The sequence below is a fragment of the Prevotella herbatica genome (assembly GCF_017347605.1).
Lineage (GTDB): Bacteria > Bacteroidota > Bacteroidia > Bacteroidales > Bacteroidaceae > Prevotella > Prevotella herbatica.
Window position 1 is genome coordinate 3150544 of the sequence record NZ_AP024484.1, and the last position, 20535, is coordinate 3171078.

The window sequence follows — 20535 nt, forward strand, 5'->3', positions numbered from 1 at the left end:
GATATTATGTCAATCAATACTGAATTTAATTATTTTTTAATCGAAGTTCTTATCATCTAAGTACTCGAAACCACAGTATGGTACAAGAACCTTCGGAACTTTTATTCCATCTGGAGTTTGGTTGTTCTCGATTATAGCAGCAACTATTCTTGGAAGAGCAAGAGCAGAACCATTGAGTGTGTGGCAAAGTTCTGGTTTCTTAGTATCAGAACGGCGGAAACGGCACTTCAATCTGTTTGCCTGATAGCTTTCAAAGTTAGATACTGAAGAAACCTCCAACCAACGCTTTTGGGCTGCACTCCATACCTCGAAATCGTAGCATATTGCTGAGGTAAAACTCATATCACCACCGCAAAGTCTCAATATATGGTATGGCAATTCAAGTTTCTGTACCAAACCTTCAACATGTGCTAACATCTCTTTCAAAGAATCATAAGAATGCTCTGGTTTGTCTATACGTACAATTTCTACTTTGTCAAATTGATGCAAGCGGTTAAGACCACGAACATCCTTACCATAAGAACCAGCCTCACGACGGAAACAAGCTGAATAAGCACAACGCTTAATTGGAAGTTGGCTCTCTTCAAGGATTACATCACGAAAAATATTTGTTACAGGAACCTCTGCTGTAGGGATTAGGAACAAGTTATCTAAGTTTGCGTGATACATTTGTCCCTCTTTGTCAGGTAACTGACCAGTACCATATCCAGAAGCCTCGTTAACTACATAAGGTGGTTGAACCTCTAGATAGCCTGATTTGCGTGCTTCGTCAAGGAAGAAAGCTTCGAGAGCGCGTTGAAAACGTGCCATCTTACCTAGATATATAGGGAAACCTGCACCTGTAATTTTTACACCAAGGTCAAAATCAACAAGATTATACTTCTTAAGAAGATCCCAATGGCATGGTGCGTCATCTGGAAGATTAGGCTTAATACCACCTTCCTTTACAACGACATTATCATTAGCATCTTTTCCTTCAGGAACATCATTATTAGGAATATTAGGAATACTAAGAAGAACTTCTGTCATATCGCTTTGAGCCTTATCCATGATTTCGTTCAAAGCTTTGTCTGCTGCTTTCAGTTCTGCAACTTTATTCTTTATATCTTCAGCTTCCGATTTCTTTCCGTCTTTCATAAGACTTCCAATTTGCTTGGCAAGCTGATTTTGTTGTTGCTTGTTAGTATCAAGCTTTTGCTGAGCCTCACGACGTAGCTTGTCGTATTCTAATACTTTCTCTATGGCCTCACGTGCACCGTCAAAGTGCTTCTTCTGAAGACCCTTAATCACATGTTCAGTTTCCTCACTGATGAGTTTAAGTGTAAGCATAGCTTGTTATATTTTATTTATAGTTTACTATTATGACCGCAAAGATACAAATTTTTCGTCAATAACAAAAGCAAAAACGTTCTATTTCTGGTAGAGGTAACGCTTAATACTTTTTTTAGGAGTTTTTTCAAACTCTTCTTCGTAAATTCTTATTGCAGCGAGCCTACAGTATGATGGTTGCATCTGATTGAGTTCATTACGATTCTGTTCCATGATGTTTTCCAAATCTTCTTTTGAAAATCCCATATTCTTAGCCTCATCATAGTCAGGATGTACAAGTCCAATCAACTTATCTCCTTCCTGTATAACAACACTCTCATTAACCAAAGCTAATGAATTTAGTTTGTCCTCAATCTCCTCTGGATAAATGTTTTGTCCACTTGCTCCAAGCAACATATTCTTAGAACGACCCTTGATGAATACGTTTCCGTCAGCATCCATTGTTCCGAGGTCTCCAGTATGATACCAACCATCCTTGTCAATTGTTTGGCGTGTTACTTCCTCATTTTTGTAGTAACCAAGCATGACGTTCATACCTTTTGCTAGAATTTCTCCAGGGATATTTTCAGGATCAGAACTATCAATTCTTACCTTCATGTTTACGACAGAACGCCCACAGCTTCCTGGTACATAGTCCTTGTAATCCGCATAGCAAATTATAGGTGCGCATTCTGTAGCACCATAACCAACCGTGTATCTAAATCCAATTTGGTGCATAAAACTCTCCATTTCTTGATTGAAAGCAGCTCCACCAATAATGATTTCGTAGAATTCGCCACCAAAGGCATTTGAAACCTGCTCGCATATTTTATCACGCACTTTCTTTGCTATGACAGGCATATGAAGGAGCATTCTCATGCGGTTGTTTTGTATCTTTGGAAATACTTTTTTCTTTATTATCTTTTCAATGACAAGCGGTACGCTTATAATGATCTTTGGCTTTACTTCGCTAAAAGCTTGTGCAATAATCGCAGGACTTGGTATGCGAGTCAAATAGTATATATGGCAACCTTTTAGAAATTCAAACAAAAATTCGAAAGACATTCCATACATGTGCGCCATAGGTAGAATACTGATCACATTGTCACCGCAATTTACAGCTTTCCCAACAACTTGTTCTGCAAAGTATACATTACTCCAAATAGCACGATAAGGAATCATTACACCTTTTGAAAATCCAGTAGTTCCACTGGTATAGTTAATAAGTGCAAGTTCGTTAGGATTCTGTTCTATATAATAGTTAACGTGCTCTTTTCTGAAATATTTTGGGTATTTTTTTCCGAACATCTCATTAAGATGCTCACGGGCATAGGTTAGTTTGTCTGTACGCGATAATACTAGTGAATAGTCTGGAATATATATAATTCCTTCTAGTGCAGGCATTTTTGTTGCATCTATCTGGGTTGTAACAATATCGCCAACAAACAAAAGCTTTGCTTCACTGTGATTAACAATGTTATGCATTTGGTCAGGAGTGAACTCGTGGAGTATTGGTACAGCAATGGCTCCGTATGTTAAAGTTGCAAGAAACGCAACTGCCCAATTAGCACTATTGCGACCTGCTAATGCGATTTTGTCACCTTTTTCAACTCCACAGTTTTCAAACATGATGTGGAGTTTTTCTATTTTTCTTGCTACATCGTGATATTGTAGTGTTGAACCTTTAAAGTCCGTCAATGCATCTTTTTCCCAATTGTCAATAATTGACTTTTGTATTAGATTGTTGAAACTAGGTATTTGTTCCATAATATTGTTTTTTCGTTTGTTTCAAATTCTATATATTACTATATAACGCTATACTTAAATAGCGTTCTGATAGAGATATCTTTTTATGCTCTTTTTAGGAGTCTTTGCAAATTCTTCATCGAGTAGTTTAATTGCAGAGATCTTTGCGAAAGATGGCAACATTGCGTTGAGTTCTTTTCTGTTTTGTTCCATTATATTCTCTAAATCTTCGATTGAGAACCCCATAGAATTAGCTTCGTCAAGGTCTGGGTGTACCAAACCAACAAGACGTTCTTCTCGTTGAACTATTAGGCTTTCATTAACCATAGCCATAGAGTTTAGCTTATTTTCTATTTCTTCAGGATAGATATTTTGTCCATTAGATCCAAGAAGCATGTTCTTTTTTCTTCCTCGTATAAAAATATTTCCCTCAGCATCCATTGTTGCTAAGTCACCTGTATGAAACCATCCATTATCATCAATAACAGCATTAGTGGCTTCTTGGTTTTTATAGTAACCAGTCATCACATTAAGCCCGCGAGTGACAATTTCACCGGGAATATTATGAGGGTCTTCACTTAAAATATTTACATCCATATTTTTGACAGCAGTTCCGCAACTTCCACCAGCAAAGTTATTCCAATCTCTGAAAGTAATCATCGGGGCTGTTTCTGTAGTACCATATCCCACAGTAATAGGGAATCCTATGCCTAACAGAAAATCTTCTATTTCTTTATTTAGTCCAGCTCCACCAACAATAATTTCATACATATTACTGCCAAATTCAGCTTTTACCAATTCAAGTATCTTTTCTTTTACCTTCTTATTAATCACAGGCATGTTGATAAGAAGTTTCATTATGTTTGTCTGAATTTTTGGGAATATATTTTTCCTTATTATTTTTTCTATTATCAATGGTACAGAAACAATTACTGCAGGATGTATATCCGTAAAAGCTTCTTGTATAACAGTTGGGCTTGGAAGTCGTGTCAGAAAGTATATGTGATTTCCAAGGCAGAATTCCAATATAAACTCGCATGACAAACCATACATGTGTGCCATTGGTAAAATTGCCATCACATCACAATTTGGTTTTAGTTTTGAACCAATAACATCTGAAAGGAAATCATAATTGCTTGATAATGCACGATAGGGTAGCATAACACCCTTTGAAAATCCTGTTGTGCCACTAGTGTAGTTTATCATAGCTAATTCCTCAGGGGAATCTTCATGATAATTAATATGTTCTTTTCTGAAAAATTTAGGATACCTATGTCCAAAAATCTCATTAAGATGTTCACGCGCATAAGTTAGCTTTTCTGAACGAGATAATATAAGTGAATTATCTGGTATATAGATAATACCTTCAAGATGAGTCATCTCTTCAGCATCAATCTGTGTAGCTACAACGTCGCCAACAAATAATAACTTTGATTCGCTATGATTAACTATATTATAGATTTGCTCTGCTTTAAATTCGTTTTGAATTGGAACTGCTACAGCTCCATAGGTGAGTGTTGCAAGAAATGCTACAGCCCAATTTGAACTATTACGTCCACATATAGCTATTTTATCTCCTGATTTAACACCACTATTCTCAAACATAATGTGTAACTTTTCTATCTTCCTTGCCACATCATGAAATTGAAGAGTTGTTCCTTTGTAGTCTGTCAGAGCATCCTTCTCCCAATTGTTGATGATGCTCTGTTCTATATACTTATTAAATTTAGGTACTGAATTCATTGCACAATTTTCAAATTTGTGTGCAAAGATAGCTACTTATCTGCACAATTCAAAACTTATTGTGCACTTTTTGTTTTCTCAGCCTTATTTTTTTGCATAAAATTAAAATGCAAAATTTTTAGTTAAAAAAAATGTTCTATTTCTCGGATAAATAGTATTATTTTGAACTTATTCGTATCTCATTGATTTTGCTGGATGGATGTGTGATATCAAGTAGCTTGGTGCTATAAGCACAAAAATACTAACTAAAAGCGTTGCGATATTTAGAACTATGAATATAGGAATATTAAATTCAACAGGTACTGTACTTACGTAATATGTCTGTGCATCTAGTTTTATTAGTCCCGTGAAATATTGCAATGAAATAAGTCCTAAACCAATGCAATTTCCGATGATCATGCCTTTTCCAATTATAAACACGGCAAACCACATGAAAGTATGTCTAATTGTTTTGTTTCTAGCTCCGAGCGCTTTGAGAATGCCTATCATAACAGTTCTTTCAAGAATTATAATAAGAAGTCCAGAAATCATTGTCACTCCTGCTACTGCAACCATCAAACCAAGTATAATCCATACATTTAGGTCGAGAAGGTCTAGCCATGAGAATATCTGAGGGCTTATATCTCGGATGGTCTTAGAACTATATGTCTCACCATATTTATCAGTTGTTCTGTTTACTTTCTTGATAAATTGGTTTTCTACTTCATTTACTTTATTAAAATCGTTAACGGAAATCTCAGCACCGGTAGCCTGATCATCTTTCCATCCGTTTAGCTTCACAGCTGTGTATAAATCAGTAAAGCAAATAATGTTATCGTATTGTGATAAGTTAGTTTCGTATATTCCTTGAATAGTAAATCGTCTTGTGCGTACGCCATTACCATCAATGAAATATGCAAATATTTTTTGTCCTGTTTTTAGATTTAACTTGTTGGCAATACTTCTTGATATAAGAAGTTTGTTGCTACTTGCTGTGTCGCTAAATTTAGGAATGCTACCTTCTTTGAGGTTGCTGTGTATGAAAGTTGTATCATATTCTGGTCCAACACCTTTGAACAAAACACCTAAGAAGTCTTTATCTGTTTTTAAAATACCTTGTTTCACGGCATAGCGTTGAACATGCTTTACACCCGAGGTTGACTTCAATATGTTCAGCATCGAATCTCCCATTTGAATAGGGTAGGAATCAGATGTTTGGAGAGTCATAAAATCAGCAACTTGTATGTCGCTGCCAAATCCTATGACTTTATCACGTATTGTATGTTTGAAACCAAGTACAACGCTTACCGAAATTAGCATGACGGCAAGTCCTATAGCCACACCAGCTGTTGCTATACTTATGGCTGGGCGTGAAACCTTCTGTTTCTCACCTTTGTCACCATATATTTTTTTTGCAATGAAAAGAGGTAAATTCACTTTTCTATTCTTCAGTTGTTCGTCCTGGATAAATTTCCAAGGCTTTTCTTAATACTAAAAGTGCACGTTCTAGATCAGGTTTTTTAAGTACGTAAGCGATTCGAACTTGATTAATTCCTGCTCCTGGAGTTGTGTAAAAGCCTGCTGCAGGGGCCATCATAACCGTTTCACCTTCGTAATTAAATTCTTCTAGACACCATTTGCAGAATTTCTCACTATCATCAACAGGTAGTTTCGCAACAGTATAAAATGCACCCATTGGTATAGGAGAGTAAACCCCATGAATTCTGTTTAGTCCGTCAATTAGGCATTTACGTCTTTCAACATATTCGTCATATACATCGCGATAGTATTCCTCAGGTGCATCAAGTGATGCTTCTGCCACAATTTGACCTATTAAAGGAGGTGACAGGCGAGCTTGGCAAAATTTCATAACAGCTGTTCTAACTTCTGCATTCTTGGTTATCAAGGCTCCTATACGAATTCCACATTCAGAGTATCGTTTAGATACAGAGTCGATAAGAATTACGTTATCTTCAATGCCTTCCAAATGGCAAGCACTAATATAGGGAGAACCAGTGTATATATATTCTCGATACACTTCATCCGAGAAAAGATACAAATCGTATTTCTTAACAAGATCACGAATTTGGTTCATTTCTCTCCTCGTATAAAGATATCCTGTAGGGTTGTTTGGATTACAAATCATTATGGCACGTGTGTGCTCATTTATAAGTTCTTCAAATTTTTCAACCTTAGGAAGAGAAAATCCTTCTTCAATTGTAGTTGCAATAGTTCTGATTTTTGCACCGGCACTAATAGCAAAAGCCATGTAATTGGCATATGCTGGCTCTGGTACAATAATCTCATCTCCTGGATTCAGACAGCTCATGAATGCAAAGAGCACAGCCTCACTACCACCAGATGTTATAATGATGTCATCAGCAGTTACGTTGATGTCATATTTTTTGTAATAATTTACGAGCTTCTGTCTGTACGTCAGATTGCCTTGGCTTGGTGAATACTCCAACACCTTGCGGTCTATTGTCTTTAATGCGTCAAGACCGCATTGAGGTGTAGGTAAATCAGGCTGACCAATGTTCAGATGATATACCTTTATACCGCGATTTTTAGCAGCGGCTGCAAGTGGTGCCAATTTTCTGATTGGCGACTCTGGCATTTCTAATCCGCGAACTGATATTTCTGGCATTTTAATCTTTTAATTGTGATGGCTTAATTGCCATTCATTCTATTTCAAGGTGCAAAGATAATAATTTATTTTAAACTAATATAGTTTTGTTATAAATTAATAAACTCGTGGCCCGAAAATTGTAGTACCGACACGCACCATTGTAGAGCCATGTTTGATGGCTATTTTATAGTCATGACTCATCCCCCAAGAACGCTCTTTGAATTCAGGGGCGTCTGCAAAGAATTTAACTTTTATCTCATCAAAGAAACTTGTTGCTGTGTCGAATTCTTTTTCTATTAATGATATTTCTGTTGTATTGCTGGCCATCATCATCAAGCCGCATATTTGAACATTTCCCAAATCTTTCCATTCTCCTTTTTCTAACATGTCTCGACAGTCATCAAGTGTTAATCCGTATTTGGTCTCTTCTTCTGCAATATGCAGCTCTAGCAACACTTTAATGATACGACCGTTTTTGGCAGCCTGCTTGTTTATTTCCTTTAATAATTTATAGCTATCTACAGCTTCAATCATAGAAATATAAGGAGCAATGTATTTTACTTTGTTAGTTTGTAAATGACCAATAAAATGCCATTCTATGTCTTTGGGAAGCGTTTCCTGTTTTTGCGCTAACTCTTGCTCATGACTTTCCCCGAATATCCTTTGACCTTCATTATATGCAGTCTCAAGATATTCGTTGGGATGATATTTGCTGATGGCAACCAATCTTACTTCTTTAGGCAGGTTGCCCAGTACTTCATGTAAATTTTTTGCTACATCAACATTCATAATCTTTATTTATTCAGTCATTGTTTCCTCTGCAACAGGAGTTTGTTCATACTCAGGAACGTCATTTTTCTCTTCATGCTTTTTTGCAGCATTGTGTTCGAATACATCCATTATTTGAGTTTCCTGTATTGAAGTCATAACATAGTCAATCATTGTTCCGCCCATAACTTCGTCTATGTGCTTGACCGCACCAGGCAAGCTACCGGCTTGAACAAGGTAAGTTACAGTAGAGCGCTTTTCTTTTTCAGTCTTTTCGTCAATAGTAATAAACTGTAATTTCGATTTATACCATTTGTCGTCAGAGTCTGATTCACTGAAGAAAATTTCTCCGTAAGCAGCCTGTTTGATATCAGTGATTTTAAATTCACCACTTAAATATACTCTCATTTCATTGATGATAGTGCTTTCTGCCTCTGTAAAACTCAGAGCGTCAACTACATATTGTTCTGTAGTTTTCTTCTGCATACCATCTTCCATTGTCTTTTCGTAACGTATTTTGGTTTCAAACCAAACTGCGGTTCTACTTCTCATATTTTTTATTTTTAGTTTTGTTGAGCAAAAGTAGTAATTAAATCTGAAACCAACAAATTAATATTACGTCTATTTGCATAAAGAAATTCAAATAATTGTGTGTTAACTATTTTTTCACAGTTTAGAGTGCTGATATTAATAATAAATGATTATATTTGCAGTATTGATATTCTGCATTGAGTATATTCGGTGTAGATATTATAATAGTTATTATGTTTAATTTTAATATTAAGTAATTATGACAGAACAAAAGCAAATTTATCGTTGTAATATCTGTGGAAATATCGTTGAAGTGGTAGAACCTGCAGGTGGAACTTTGACTTGTTGCGGACAGCCAATGGAGCTGTTGAAGGAAAATTCAAAAGATGCAGCATTGGAGAAACATGTTCCAGTTATCGAGAAAATTGAGGGTGGTTACAAAGTTACTGTTGGTGCAGTTGCTCATCCTATGCTTGAGGAACATTATATAATGTGGATAGAACTTCTTGCAGACGGCAAGGTTATGCGTCAGTATCTGAAACCTGGTGATAAGCCTGAAGCTGTTTTCATGACAGATGCAAAGAAAGTAATAGCTCGTGAGTATTGCAATTTACATGGCTTATGGAAAGCTGAGTAGAATATAATAAATTCAATAAATAAACAAGGCAAACGAATATATTAATATGTTGTTTGCCTTGTTTTTTGTTTTATTTATAAGATTTTTTTTCGGCTCTTCGCCAATTTAAGAAGTTATATGCTTTATAAAAGAGCTGCGCTCTAACAGAAAAAGTTTTTTTAATGCCACTAATGTCATAATGTCACAAACCCTTTGTTTATAAGGGATGAGCGAGTGACATTAAGTGACATTATCGGGTTAAAAGTGACATTAAACCCTAAATTGCACCTGTTTTTCGCGTTTTTTTCGCAATTATGCTATTAGTATAATGTGTATTTGTATTTATGGGTTTTATAGAATATAAAGACTGGTTTCTTGAACAGCATGAATAATTCAAAAATCTACTCCATATATAAATACGAGAGAATGAATTTGAAGGATGCAAATAATTTTTGAAATTGTGTGCAAAAACTATTACCTAAATTTCTTCAACTTTTGAGTGATACGATTATCTTAACATGTGTGTAATTAGATTGCCTTAACATGCGTGCAATTAGATTACCCTAACATGTGTGTAATTAAATTACCTCAGCATGTGTGTAATCCGATTACCCAACGTAGGTAATCGGGTTACCCAACGTGAACAACTCAATTACCCACGTTAGGTAATCGAATTGCCTAACGTGAAAAAAGGGATTACCTGACGCAGGTAAACAAATGATTATCAATTAGACTACAAAAATGGAATTGATGACAATTATCACCATTGTTGCAGTTAATTTCTGAGATAAAACTTAGTATATAGCGATATATAGCTCACAAAATGACGAGTATAGATCATTATAAACAAGAAAGTGTTTATACGTGTATTGCATATTTGGCAAAAAATCGCAAAAAACAGGTGTGACTTGGAGCTTAATGTCACTTTTACCCCCATAATGTCACTTAATGTCACTCGTTCATCCCTTATAAACAAAGGGTTTGTGACATTGTGACATTAGTGGCATTAAAAAAACTTTTTCTGGTAGAGGCTCAAAGGTTATTTATGGAAGAGAAGCCTCTATAAATAACCTTGGTTTTAAGTAGTTATATACTTACTCAATTAAATGTTGACCTTTTAATTATCAAAACTACATGGAAGACTCAGTAGCTGATAGTATAAAGTTTTTGCTATTCTTATATGTCCTGCATCATTTGGATGTAATCTATCTGTATTCTTATCATGGAAATATTGTGAAAACTCATCAAGTATAGGATAAAGTCCGCAGGTAGAATTTAGATCTATAACAGGTATGGCCCATATGTTTCCAGCTTCTTTTACAGAGTTTACATAGCGATCAAGATATTCACCACACTCATTTTGGTATTCTTCGGTTGGTTGTATATTTTTGTCGTTAAAATTAGCGATAGCTCTATGAATTGGTGTAAGCATGACTATCTGTTTAGTAGGGAACATCTTTTTAAGTGTGCTTAGTGCAATATTTATACGTCCACAATAAGTACTATCATTCATTACCATAGTTCGTTTCATTCGTGTGACCATAGCTTTAGGTTTATGTATAGCAGCCAACACTTTTGTGCTATCTTCTGTAAACCATTTTCCAATAGGAACACCTGCATTATAGTCATTAGTACCAATGAAAATTATAATTGCGTCAAAGTCATTACCATGTTCTCTTTTCAATTGCTCTGCTTGTCTTGGAATGTCATTCCATTGTCTTCCACTTACAGCATACACATACGGTGTTATACCTAGCATTTCTTGTAAATAAGCCCAATAATGCTTTTTAGCACCTTTGTTTTTAGGGTCTGTGATAGAGTCTCCAAAATATGCAACTCGTTTACCTTGCCATGGATGTTGAACTTTTGTTGCTGTGATAGCTGGTATAGTAACCATTATACATAGAAAAAAGCAAAATACTTTCTTGATCATAATTTCTCGATAAGTTTGATTTTATATCTTTATAGATATTGATAGTTTGTTATTTATGTTCGATAAAAAAGATAGATATCTGTCTTATGTATGGCAATTGAAATGTTTTTCATATTGCCAAGACAGAGATCTATCTTATATGTAGACGTTTATTTTGAGATTAATAAGCGAACAAAGGATAATCCTTCATTGTTGCATTAACCTTTTCTCTAACTCTAGCAATAACTTTATCGTTTTCAGGGTCGTTAAGAACCTCTTCGATCAGTTCTGCAATAAGATGCATCATATCTTCTTTTGCACCACGTGTCGTCATGGCTGCTGAACCAAGTCGAATACCAGATGTTAGGAAAGCTGATCTTGAATCAAATGGCACCATGTTCTTGTTTGCGGTGATATCTGCTGCAACAAGTGCATTTTCTGCAACCTTACCAGTAAGATCTGGATATTTTGAACGCAAGTCAACAAGCATAGAGTGGTTGTCTGTACCACCACTTACAATGCCGAAACCACGTTGCATCAAGTCATCAGCAAGGGCTGCTGCATTTTTCTTAACTTGTATGGCATAATCTTTCCATGAAGGCTGAAGGTTCTCAGCGAAGGCAACAGCTTTGGCTGCTATAACATGCTCAAGAGGGCCACCTTGTGTTCCTGGGAATACGGCTGAATTAAGAAGCATACTCATCTTCTTCAATTCACCTTTCTTATTTGTTAGTCCCCAAGGATTATCAAAATCTTTACCCATTAAGATGATACCACCACGAGGACCACGAAGAGTTTTGTGAGTAGTGCTTGTTACGATATGAGCATATTTGACCGGGTTTTCAAGTATTCCAGCAGCAATAAGACCTGCAGGATGTGCCATGTCAATCATTAATAATGCGCCAACTTCATCAGCTATTTTGCGCATGCGGGCGTAATCCCATTCGCGACTATATGCAGAACCACCACCGATAATCAATTTTGGCTTGTTTTCAATAGCCAGCTTTTCCATTTCATCATAATCAACACGACCTGTTTCCTTGTTTAGATTATAACCGATAGGATTATAAAGAATACCTGAAGTATTAACATGACTACCATGTGATAAGTGACCGCCGTGATCAAGATTCAAACCCATAAATGTGTCACCAGGTTTCAAAACAGCCAACAGAACGGCAGCGTTGGCTTGTGCTCCAGAATGTGGCTGAACATTAGCAAATTCAGCTCCAAATATTTTCTTTACGCGCTCACGTGCCAGATCTTCAACCTGGTCGACGATTTGGCAACCACCATAATAGCGTTTGCCAGGTAGTCCTTCTGCGTACTTGTTAGTCAGATATGATCCCATAGCTGCCATAACTTCGTCACTGACAAAGTTTTCAGATGCTATAAGTTCCATACCTTTCAGCTGACGCTGATGTTCTTTCTCAATAAGGTTGAAAATCTCCAGATCTCTTTCCATCGTGTTAAAATGTTATATTGTAGTTAATAATCTTTTTATCTTAATAATACGTGCAAAATTACGTAATTTTCTTTTAATTGCAAAGTTTTTGCTAGCAAAGTTTTACATTAGCAATATCTTGCTCCTTATCGCAATAATGGCATTTCAATACTCCATGCTCTTTATCAACCACGTTGAAATATGTCTGCATTGGTTCGTTATTGGTGATGCATTTTGGATTATTACATTTTACAATACCATGAAGTTCGTCAGGAGTTTCAACGGTTTTCTTCTCAACTACTTCATAATCTTTGATAACATTCAATACGATTTTAGGAGCTACGACACTAAGTCTACTTATTTCCTCATTACTGAAAAATTTATTAGTAATCTTAATTATACCTTTTCGTCCAATTTTTTTAGACGGTAGATTATAACCAATAGTGACAGGTGTATCTGATTCTCTTAAACCAAGAAGGTCAACAACCTGATAAGTTTTTTCGGCGGGAATATGATCTATCACTGTTCCATTTTCAATTGCCGAAACCAGCATTTCTTTTTTTCCCATAATTAATACTTGGATTTGATAATGGTTTTGTCGTTTTTAATATCATCAAGAGTAATTCCCAGACAATAGCTGAAAATAGCTTCACGTGCATACAGTCCGTTTTGGGCTTGCTGAATATAATATGCATGTGGATTGTCATCGACATCGTATGCAATTTCATTTACACGTGGGAGTGGATGTAGAATTTTCATATTTTCCTTTGCCATTCCAAGCATATCATTTTGTAGAATATAAACGTCTTTAACGTGTTCATATTCCATAAGATCAGAAAATCTTTCTTTTTGTACGCGTGTCATATATAATATGTCAGCGTTTGCAATGACTTTATCATTGAATTCCGTATGCTCCTGAAATTTTATGCCATATTGGTTGCAATACAATTTGTATTCCTGTGGCATAGCAAGTTCTGTTGGTGCAATAAAATGAAAAGTGGGATTGAAATGGCGCATAGCCATGATTAAAGAATGAACAGTACGACCGTATTTTAAGTCGCCTACAAGATAAATATTTAGATTTTCTAGTGTTCCTTGTGTTTTGTAGATTGAGTAGAGGTCAAGTAGACATTGTGATGGATGCATGTGAGCACCGTCTCCTGCGTTGATAATGGGTACTGGGGCTATTTCTGATGCATATTGTGCCGCGCCCTCAATGTAATGCCGCATCGCTATGACGTCTGCGTAATTACTTACCATAAGAATGGTGTCTTTTAACGTCTCGCCTTTGGAGACACTCGAGGCTTTTGCGTCACTAAAGCCAATCACTCGTGCTCCAAGCCTATTGGCAGCGGTTTCAAAACTAAGTCTTGTTCGAGTTGAAGGTTCGTAGAAAAGAGTGGCAACTACCTTTCCCTTCAGCAAATCCCGGTTAGGATGTTTTTCGAACTCTTGCGCCATTTGAATAAGATACATTATTTCATCTTTATTCAAATCGGCAATCGTTACAAAATTATGCTTTTCCATCTATAATTTGATTGATTGATCCGAATTCGTGTTCAAAGTTAATCATAAATTCTGATTTATGTGCTATATTTGCTAGAAAAGTTGTATTTTTGCTGAAAATTAAACATAATGAGAAAGTCTTTCATTCATTTCTTATGGGCGGTGCTTATATTCTTAATTATGGGAACTGCAGTTGGATTTACAGCTATCTGGAATGGCTGGATAGGTTATATGCCTCCTGTTGAGGACCTTCAAAATCCTATAAACCGTTTTGCGACACAGGTGTATTCATCTGACGGCAAGGTTATGGGTACATATAATTTCAATAAAGAGAATCGTATAGTTATTCCTTATAGTAAGATATCGAAACATCTTGTTGATGCGCTCGTAGCAACAGAGGATTCACGTTTTTATGATCATAGCGGTATTGATTTTATAGCTTTAGGAAGAGCTATAATAAAAAGAGGAATGTTCGGTCAGGCATCTGCCGGAGGTGGTTCTACGATAACGCAGCAATTAGCAAAACAACTTTACTCAGAGCAGGCTCACAGTTCACTTGAACGTGTCTTTCAAAAACCTATAGAGTGGGTAATTGCGGTTAAGTTGGAACGTAATTATACAAAGGAAGAGATCATTGCCTTATATCTTAATTATTTTGATTTTCTGCACAACGCTGTAGGCATCAAGACTGCAGCTAATACCTATTTTAATAAAGAGGCTAAAAATCTTGATGTTGTTGAGTCGGCAATGTTGATAGGTCTTTGTAAGAATCCGTCTTTATTTAATCCAGTGCGTTATCCTGAAAGAGCAAAAGAGCGCAGAAATGTAGTATTAGGACAGATGGAAAAAGCTGGTTATCTGACGCATTCAGAATATGAGCAATATTGTGATACCCCATTGACCTTGAATTTCCATCGTACAGACCATAAGGACGGAGAGGCTACTTATTTCAGAGAATTTCTTCGCCAATACATGATGGCTACCAAACCAGAATTGTCAAATTATCCTTCATGGAAAAAGGCGCAATATACGATAGATTCTATTACTTGGGTTTCAGATCCATTGTATGGATGGTGTAACAAGAACTTTAAAAAAGACGGTAAGCCATATAATATATATACTGACGGCTTGAAAGTATATACAACGGTAGACAGTAGAATGCAGAGATATGCAGAAGAGGCTGTGTATGGTCATGTGGCTAAATTCCTTCAACCAGCATTCAATAAAGAAAATAAAACAAAGCGCAATGCTCCCTTTACGGAAGATCTAACATACGATCAACTTCGTTCGATTCTTACAAGAAGCATTCGTCAGAGTGAGCGCTATCGCAGTATGCGAGCCAGTGGAATGAATGATTCTGAAATTAGAAAAGCTTTTAATAAACCTGTAGACATGACTATCTTCACTTATCATGGAGATATTGATACTGTTATGACTCCTATGGACTCTATTAAGTATTATAAGAGTTTTCTTCGTGCTGGTTTTATGAGTATGGAACCAAAAACAGGTGCTGTAAAGGCCTATGTTGGTGGACTAGACTATAATCATTTCATGTATGATATGGTTACTGGCGGTAGAAGACAGGTTGGTTCTACAATAAAACCATTCCTATATGCATTGGCTATGGAAAATGGTTTTTCTCCATGTGATAAGGCACCTAATAGGCAACAGACATATATTGTTGCTGGTCGGCCATGGACTCCTCGTAATGCATCGCATGCACGATATGGTGAGATGGTAACTTTGAAATGGGGACTTGCTCAAAGTAATAACTGGATTTCAGCTTATCTTATGAGTAAATTAAATCCTAGTCAATTTGTTTCTACTTTGCATGAATTTGGTATAAACAATCCTGATATACATCCATCAATGTCGTTGTGCTTAGGTCCATGTGATGTTAGTGTTGAAGAAATGGTTAGTGCATATACTACTTTTGCCAATCATGGTATAAGAACCTCACCAATGTTTGTAACAAAGATAGAAGATAATGAGGGTAATGTGATATCTACCTTCCAACCTCGTATGAATGAGGTAATTAGTGCTGAGAGTGCTAATAAGATGTTAGTGCTTCTACAGGGAGTAATTGATGGTGGTACCGGTGGTCGCATCCGCTATAAATATCATATGGAGGGCGAAATAGGTGGAAAGACAGGTACAACAAATAAAAATAGTGATGCTTGGTTTATGGGATTTACCCCACAACTTGTATCAGGTGTTTGGGTAGGAGGTGAAGATCGTGATATCCACTTTGATAATATGTCTATGGGACAAGGTGCAACTATGGCTTTGCCAATTTGGGCATATTATATGCGAAAAGTTTATCGAGATGTATCTCTTGGATATAGTGATAAGGCAACGTTTGGATTGCCTGCTAATTTCGACCCTTGTCTAAAAGAGGATAATGGTTATGGTGATGATCAAATAGACGAAGTATATGAGTAGAATATTTTTTGCAGTTTGTCTTTTTTTGTGCAGTAATAGCATTTCTGCACAGAATAAGGATAATCCATTGCGTGATAGTTTGCGCATGGCATCTAGAGACTTGAGTTTTCATCCTGATAGTGTGGATTTGAGATTGAAAAAAGCCTCATGGAATATTCAGTTGCATGAATGGAATTATGCAAAGGATGAGTATGATATCATACTGAAATTTAATCCTAGGAATCTTTCAGCTTTGTTATACAGGGCTTATGTTAATGTACAACTGTTAAGATATAATTTTGCCAGACTTGATTATCAGAATTTATTGAGCATCGTTCCTGGTAATTTTGAGGCACAGTTGGGATTGGCTTTACTCAATGAAAAGGATAAGCATTATACTGAGGCTTATGATGGCATGAATCATCTAATCAGCCAATATCCAGATAGTGCTGTTGCTTATGCCGCACGTGCCAATATTGAATTTGAGCGTAAAATGTATGATTTAGCTGAGGATGATTATTCAAAAGCAATTAGTCTTGATAGTAATAATAAAGATTATTTGCTTAATCGTGCAAATATTTATATTCTAAAAAAGAAAAAAGATTTAGCAATTGCTGATTTGGACAGAATGGTACGTCTTGGTACTCCACGAGCATCAATTAAAGACTATTACCTAAAGGCATATAAAATTAAATAGAATACATATAATATAATAAGGTTATGAAAATACTAAATCCCTCTTTTGAGATATGGCAACAAGAAAACGGACTTGCTGGTGTATATAAATTGATTGAACAGGCGGGAAGAGTCTGTTATAAAAGTGAAAAGAATACAACTGAAACTTCTGCTAAGCCTTTTGTTGAGCGTATGATTGCGTCTCAGCATACGGCAATGCTTGAACATGGCACTATATATCTTACAGCTCCAAAAGATACAATTTATGATAAGTATAACTACAACCGATTCTCTATTGTCGCAACTGACGATAAGAATGATTATGTGACAACAAATCTTCGTGTCATTGTTGAAAATAAATGGTTGGATGATTTGAAATACATCTCTAATCCGACTAAAAATCACGAAATGCGTATCACAGTTCATTTTACTACACAGGTAGCAATTACGCGTGAGTTTAATCGCCATCGTGCTAATTCAATGGCAGAACAATCTACACGTTATTGCAATTATACAAAGGATAAATTTGGAAGTGAAATATCAGTGAATGTTCCTAAATGGATTAAGGATGATTCTGATTTTGATCATGTTCCCTCACAGGTGGATATGGAACTTTTCAAGCAACTTTGCAATGAGATAGCTACAGAGAAAGATAAGTCATGGCATGCAATCAATAATTGGTTGTTTGCCAATCTTGCTGCAGAGTTCTCTTACATGAATCTTATCGCGATGGGAAAGAAACCACAGGAGGCTAGGGTGGTATTGCCATTAGATACAAATACCGAACTTGTTCATACCGCTTTTTTGAAAGATTGGAAACATTTCTTTGATCTGCGTGCTATAGGTACAACTGGTGAACCTCACCCCGATGCTAAAGCGATAGCAATGCCGCTAAATGAGGAATTTAAGAAACTTGGTCTTATTAAGTAATAAATAAAAAAAATGGGAAACATCAAAGATGTCTCCCATTTTTTATTATGATATATTATTCTTATTACTCGAAGTAGTAAAGGAATGTAGCCTCACCTTCAAGAGCAGGCTTCTTTTCTCCTTCAATCTCAATTTTAAATCCAATCTGAGTCTTACATATACCTCTTAGATTCTCAATTGCGTCAAGTTTTGTTACAAGTCTTACTTTGCTTCCTGTAATTACTGGTTTTCCAAAGCGCATCTTGTCCATACCATAGTTCACCATCATCTTAAGATTGTTCACCTCAATAATCTGGTTCCACATGTATGGTAGCAATGATAATGTAAGATAGCCATGGGCGATTGTGCTCTTGTATGGACTTTCTTCCTTAGCGCGCTCCACGTCAACATGAATCCATTGATGGTCCAATGTTGCATCAGCAAATTTATTTATACGGTCTTGATCAACCAATAACCACTCTGATATACCAAGCTGCTCACCTAAATGAGACGCAAACTCGTCATACGAATTAACTACTAATTTTGCCATTTCCTAATTAATCTAGATTTAAACTCTTTTTTATAGCTGCTACTTTCTCAGCGCTCTTTGCATCAAGAGCGTCATATTCTGCTGCTGACTTCATAGTTCCCTTGATTTCAAGATAGAACTTTATTTTAGGTTCTGTTCCTGAAGGACGAACACTTACCTTTGTGTCATCGTCGCAGAACCACTGAAGTACGTTACTTGTATCAGGCATATCGAGTTTTGCTTTTGTTCCGTCTGCAGCTGTTGTCTCTAATGTCTGGTAATCCTTTACAAGAACAACCTTGCTGCCACCCAATTCCTTAGGAGGGTTATTGCGGAAATCAGTCATCATCTGTTTGATTTCGTCAGCACCTGTCTTTCCAGGACGTACAACATTAACGGTAAACTCTTTAGAGAAACCATATTCCATATAAATGTCCATCAAGATGTCATAGAGAGTTTTACCTTGATTTTTAGCCCAAGCGCAAATCTCTGCTAACAAACTCATTGCAGATACTGCATCCTTATCACGAACAAAATCTTGAGCAAGGAAACCATAACTTTCCTCACCACCACCGATATATTTCTGTTTGCCTTCTGAAATACGAATCTCACGAGCAATCCACTTAAATCCAGTGTAGCAGTCACGCATCTCAATACCAGCTTTGTCGGCAACCTTCTTTATTACTTCAGTTGTAACGATTGTCTTTACGATGAAATCAGTAGGTTTTAGCAATCCTTTAGCCTTGCGGTTTGTTATGATGTAATAAAGGAACAATAGACATGTCTGGTTGCCATTGATTAGCACCCATTCGCCCTTGTCGTTTTTGCAAGCCATACCTACGCGGTCTGCGTCTGGGTCACTTGCCATAACGATATCAGCATCAATTTCTTTTGCATCACGAAGAGCCAAAGTAAGAGCTTCGCCATTTTCTGGGTTAGGACTTACTACAGTTGGGAAATTACCATCTTTGACCATCTGCTCTTTCACACAATGTACGTTGTCAAAGCCCCATAATTTCAATGAACGTGGTATAGACATCATACCTGTACCGTGAAGTGGAGTGTAGACAATCTTCAAGTCGTGTTGTTTCTTGATAACTTCAGGATCAATACTTAGAGTATGAATCTCATCAAGATAAAGCTTATCAATGTCTTCACCGATAATCTGGATAAGTTGCTTTTTGCCGGCGAATTTTATATCTTCAACCTTTACATTATTGACCTCATCAATAATACCAGTGTCATGTGGTGCTAAGACCTGAGCTCCATCTTCCCAGTATGCCTTGTATCCGTTGTATTCCTTAGGGTTGTGGCTTGCAGTGATGTTAACACCAGCCTGACATCCAAGATGACGGATTGCATAAGAACATTCTGGTGTAGGGCGCATGTCATCAAAAAGATAAACTTTTATGTCATTTGCAGAGAATATATCAGCAACAGTTTCTGCGAATTTGCGGCTGTTATTACGACAGTCGTGACATACAACAACTGCAATGTCGTTCTTTCCCTTGAAATTTTTCTTCAGATAGTTGGCAAAACCTTGTGTTGCCATACCTACAGTATAAATGTTCATGCGGTTTGAACCGGCTCCCATGATACCACGTAGACCGCCTGTTCCAAATTCCAAATCCTTGTAGAAACTTTCTATAAGTTCAGTTTTGTCCTCGGCTGCAAGTTTTGATTCAACTTCCTTGCGTGTCTCTTCGTCAAAGGATGGTGTTAACCATTGTTTAGCCTTTGTTTCACATTGTGAAATTAGTTGTGCGTTATTTGCCATAAGTTATATATAAGTTGTTTATATCTATATGCAAAGATAGTGCAA

At 36.5% G+C, this 20535-nt stretch carries 17 protein-coding genes; 4 read left to right on the forward strand and 13 right to left on the reverse strand.

Translation table 11 applies throughout. The annotated features are described in order from the left end of the window. Nucleotides 1-36: 36 nt before the first annotated feature. The 7 genes from serS to prwr041_RS12115 all read right to left on the reverse strand — a co-directional run bounded on the left by serS (nt 37) and on the right by prwr041_RS12115 (nt 8725). Entirely contained in the window at nt 37-1329 is a 1293-nt protein-coding gene (serS, locus tag prwr041_RS12085) for a serine--tRNA ligase (protein WP_207154041.1), read from the reverse strand. Between the two features lie 81 nt (nt 1330-1410). Next, nucleotides 1411-3075 (reverse strand): AMP-binding protein, encoded by a 1665-nt coding sequence (locus prwr041_RS12090; protein WP_207154043.1) that lies wholly within the window; start codon nt 3073-3075, stop codon nt 1411-1413. Nucleotides 3076-3129: 54 nt separating this feature from the next. Further along, on the reverse strand, nt 3130-4797 hold the full coding sequence (locus tag prwr041_RS12095; protein WP_207154045.1) for an AMP-binding protein: 1668 nt from the start codon (nt 4795-4797) through the stop codon (nt 3130-3132). 168 nt (nt 4798-4965) lie between these two features. Beyond that, complete coding sequence (locus prwr041_RS12100) at nt 4966-6213, reverse strand: ABC transporter permease (protein WP_207154047.1); 1248 nt, start codon at nt 6211-6213, stop codon at nt 4966-4968. A 4-nt stretch (nt 6214-6217) separates the two neighbouring features. Continuing rightward, nucleotides 6218-7423 (reverse strand): pyridoxal phosphate-dependent aminotransferase, encoded by a 1206-nt coding sequence (locus prwr041_RS12105; RefSeq protein WP_207154048.1) that lies wholly within the window; start codon nt 7421-7423, stop codon nt 6218-6220. A 96-nt stretch (nt 7424-7519) separates the two neighbouring features. After that, on the reverse strand, nt 7520-8194 hold the full coding sequence (locus prwr041_RS12110) for a YggS family pyridoxal phosphate-dependent enzyme (protein WP_207154051.1): 675 nt from the start codon (nt 8192-8194) through the stop codon (nt 7520-7522). Between the two features lie 9 nt (nt 8195-8203). After that, nucleotides 8204-8725: a DUF4494 domain-containing protein gene (locus prwr041_RS12115; RefSeq protein WP_207154052.1), complete on the reverse strand. Its 522-nt coding sequence runs from the start codon at nt 8723-8725 to the stop codon at nt 8204-8206. A gap of 238 nt (nt 8726-8963) precedes the next feature. On the opposite strand from prwr041_RS12115, the gene prwr041_RS12120 reads away from it, so the two are divergent. Beyond that, complete coding sequence (locus prwr041_RS12120) at nt 8964-9341, forward strand: desulfoferrodoxin (RefSeq protein ID WP_207154054.1); 378 nt, start codon at nt 8964-8966, stop codon at nt 9339-9341. 1096 nt (nt 9342-10437) lie between these two features. Here prwr041_RS12120 and prwr041_RS12125 read toward each other — a convergent pair. The 4 genes from prwr041_RS12125 to pyrB all read right to left on the reverse strand — a co-directional run bounded on the left by prwr041_RS12125 (nt 10438) and on the right by pyrB (nt 14200). Then, nucleotides 10438-11217 (reverse strand): SGNH/GDSL hydrolase family protein, encoded by a 780-nt coding sequence (locus tag prwr041_RS12125; protein WP_207154055.1) that lies wholly within the window; start codon nt 11215-11217, stop codon nt 10438-10440. 196 nt (nt 11218-11413) lie between these two features. Then, nucleotides 11414-12694, reverse strand: coding sequence for a serine hydroxymethyltransferase (glyA, locus tag prwr041_RS12130; RefSeq protein WP_207154057.1), 1281 nt, complete (start codon nt 12692-12694; stop codon nt 11414-11416). A 91-nt stretch (nt 12695-12785) separates the two neighbouring features. After that, nucleotides 12786-13241, reverse strand: coding sequence for an aspartate carbamoyltransferase regulatory subunit (gene pyrI / locus prwr041_RS12135; RefSeq protein WP_018462321.1), 456 nt, complete (start codon nt 13239-13241; stop codon nt 12786-12788). 2 nt (nt 13242-13243) lie between these two features. Continuing rightward, nucleotides 13244-14200 carry an aspartate carbamoyltransferase gene (pyrB, locus tag prwr041_RS12140; RefSeq protein ID WP_207154059.1) on the reverse strand — a complete coding sequence of 319 codons (957 nt, stop codon included), beginning with the start codon at nt 14198-14200 and terminating at the stop codon, nt 13244-13246. Between the two features lie 108 nt (nt 14201-14308). Here pyrB and prwr041_RS12145 point away from each other — a divergent pair, with 108 nt between their 5' ends. The 3 genes from prwr041_RS12145 to prwr041_RS12155 are packed head-to-tail and all read left to right on the forward strand — an operon-like array spanning nt 14309 to nt 18205. After that, on the forward strand, nt 14309-16621 hold the full coding sequence (locus tag prwr041_RS12145) for a transglycosylase domain-containing protein (protein WP_207154060.1): 2313 nt from the start codon (nt 14309-14311) through the stop codon (nt 16619-16621). Beyond that, entirely contained in the window at nt 16614-17297 is a 684-nt protein-coding gene (locus prwr041_RS12150; protein ID WP_207154061.1) for a tetratricopeptide repeat protein, read from the forward strand. Before prwr041_RS12145 ends, prwr041_RS12150 begins: the two co-directional genes overlap by 8 nt. Before the next feature lie 23 nt (nt 17298-17320). Next, on the forward strand, nt 17321-18205 hold the full coding sequence (locus prwr041_RS12155) for an FAD-dependent thymidylate synthase (RefSeq protein ID WP_207154062.1): 885 nt from the start codon (nt 17321-17323) through the stop codon (nt 18203-18205). A gap of 64 nt (nt 18206-18269) precedes the next feature. On the opposite strand, the gene prwr041_RS12160 is transcribed toward prwr041_RS12155, so the two are convergent. Both prwr041_RS12160 and prwr041_RS12165 read right to left on the reverse strand, forming a co-directional pair. After that, on the reverse strand, nt 18270-18734 hold the full coding sequence (locus tag prwr041_RS12160) for a MaoC family dehydratase (RefSeq protein ID WP_207154063.1): 465 nt from the start codon (nt 18732-18734) through the stop codon (nt 18270-18272). Between the two features lie 7 nt (nt 18735-18741). After that, nucleotides 18742-20490, reverse strand: a complete 1749-nt coding sequence (locus prwr041_RS12165; RefSeq protein ID WP_207154064.1) for a phospho-sugar mutase — start codon at nt 20488-20490, stop codon at nt 18742-18744. Between the last annotated feature and the right edge of the window lie 45 nt (nt 20491-20535).

What these genes read in the sequence shown, in the direction of transcription:
- serS (WP_207154041.1), bottom strand. Translation starts at nt 1,329, where the DNA reads ATGCTTACACTTAAACTCATCAGTGAGGAAACTGAACATGTGATTAAG.
- prwr041_RS12090 (WP_207154043.1), bottom strand. Translation starts at nt 3,075, where the DNA reads ATGGAACAAATACCTAGTTTCAACAATCTAATACAAAAGTCAATTATT.
- prwr041_RS12095 (WP_207154045.1), bottom strand. Translation starts at nt 4,797, where the DNA reads ATGAATTCAGTACCTAAATTTAATAAGTATATAGAACAGAGCATCATC.
- prwr041_RS12105 (WP_207154048.1), bottom strand. Translation starts at nt 7,423, where the DNA reads ATGCCAGAAATATCAGTTCGCGGATTAGAAATGCCAGAGTCGCCAATC.
- prwr041_RS12110 (WP_207154051.1), bottom strand. Translation starts at nt 8,194, where the DNA reads ATGAATGTTGATGTAGCAAAAAATTTACATGAAGTACTGGGCAACCTG.
- prwr041_RS12115 (WP_207154052.1), bottom strand. Translation starts at nt 8,725, where the DNA reads ATGAGAAGTAGAACCGCAGTTTGGTTTGAAACCAAAATACGTTACGAA.
- prwr041_RS12120 (WP_207154054.1), top strand. Translation starts at nt 8,964, where the DNA reads ATGACAGAACAAAAGCAAATTTATCGTTGTAATATCTGTGGAAATATC.
- prwr041_RS12125 (WP_207154055.1), bottom strand. Translation starts at nt 11,217, where the DNA reads ATGGTTACTATACCAGCTATCACAGCAACAAAAGTTCAACATCCATGG.
- glyA (WP_207154057.1), bottom strand. Translation starts at nt 12,694, where the DNA reads ATGGAAAGAGATCTGGAGATTTTCAACCTTATTGAGAAAGAACATCAG.
- pyrI (WP_018462321.1), bottom strand. Translation starts at nt 13,241, where the DNA reads ATGGGAAAAAAAGAAATGCTGGTTTCGGCAATTGAAAATGGAACAGTG.
- pyrB (WP_207154059.1), bottom strand. Translation starts at nt 14,200, where the DNA reads ATGGAAAAGCATAATTTTGTAACGATTGCCGATTTGAATAAAGATGAA.
- prwr041_RS12145 (WP_207154060.1), top strand. Translation starts at nt 14,309, where the DNA reads ATGAGAAAGTCTTTCATTCATTTCTTATGGGCGGTGCTTATATTCTTA.
- prwr041_RS12150 (WP_207154061.1), top strand. Translation starts at nt 16,614, where the DNA reads ATGAGTAGAATATTTTTTGCAGTTTGTCTTTTTTTGTGCAGTAATAGC.
- prwr041_RS12155 (WP_207154062.1), top strand. Translation starts at nt 17,321, where the DNA reads ATGAAAATACTAAATCCCTCTTTTGAGATATGGCAACAAGAAAACGGA.
- prwr041_RS12160 (WP_207154063.1), bottom strand. Translation starts at nt 18,734, where the DNA reads ATGGCAAAATTAGTAGTTAATTCGTATGACGAGTTTGCGTCTCATTTA.
- prwr041_RS12165 (WP_207154064.1), bottom strand. Translation starts at nt 20,490, where the DNA reads ATGGCAAATAACGCACAACTAATTTCACAATGTGAAACAAAGGCTAAA.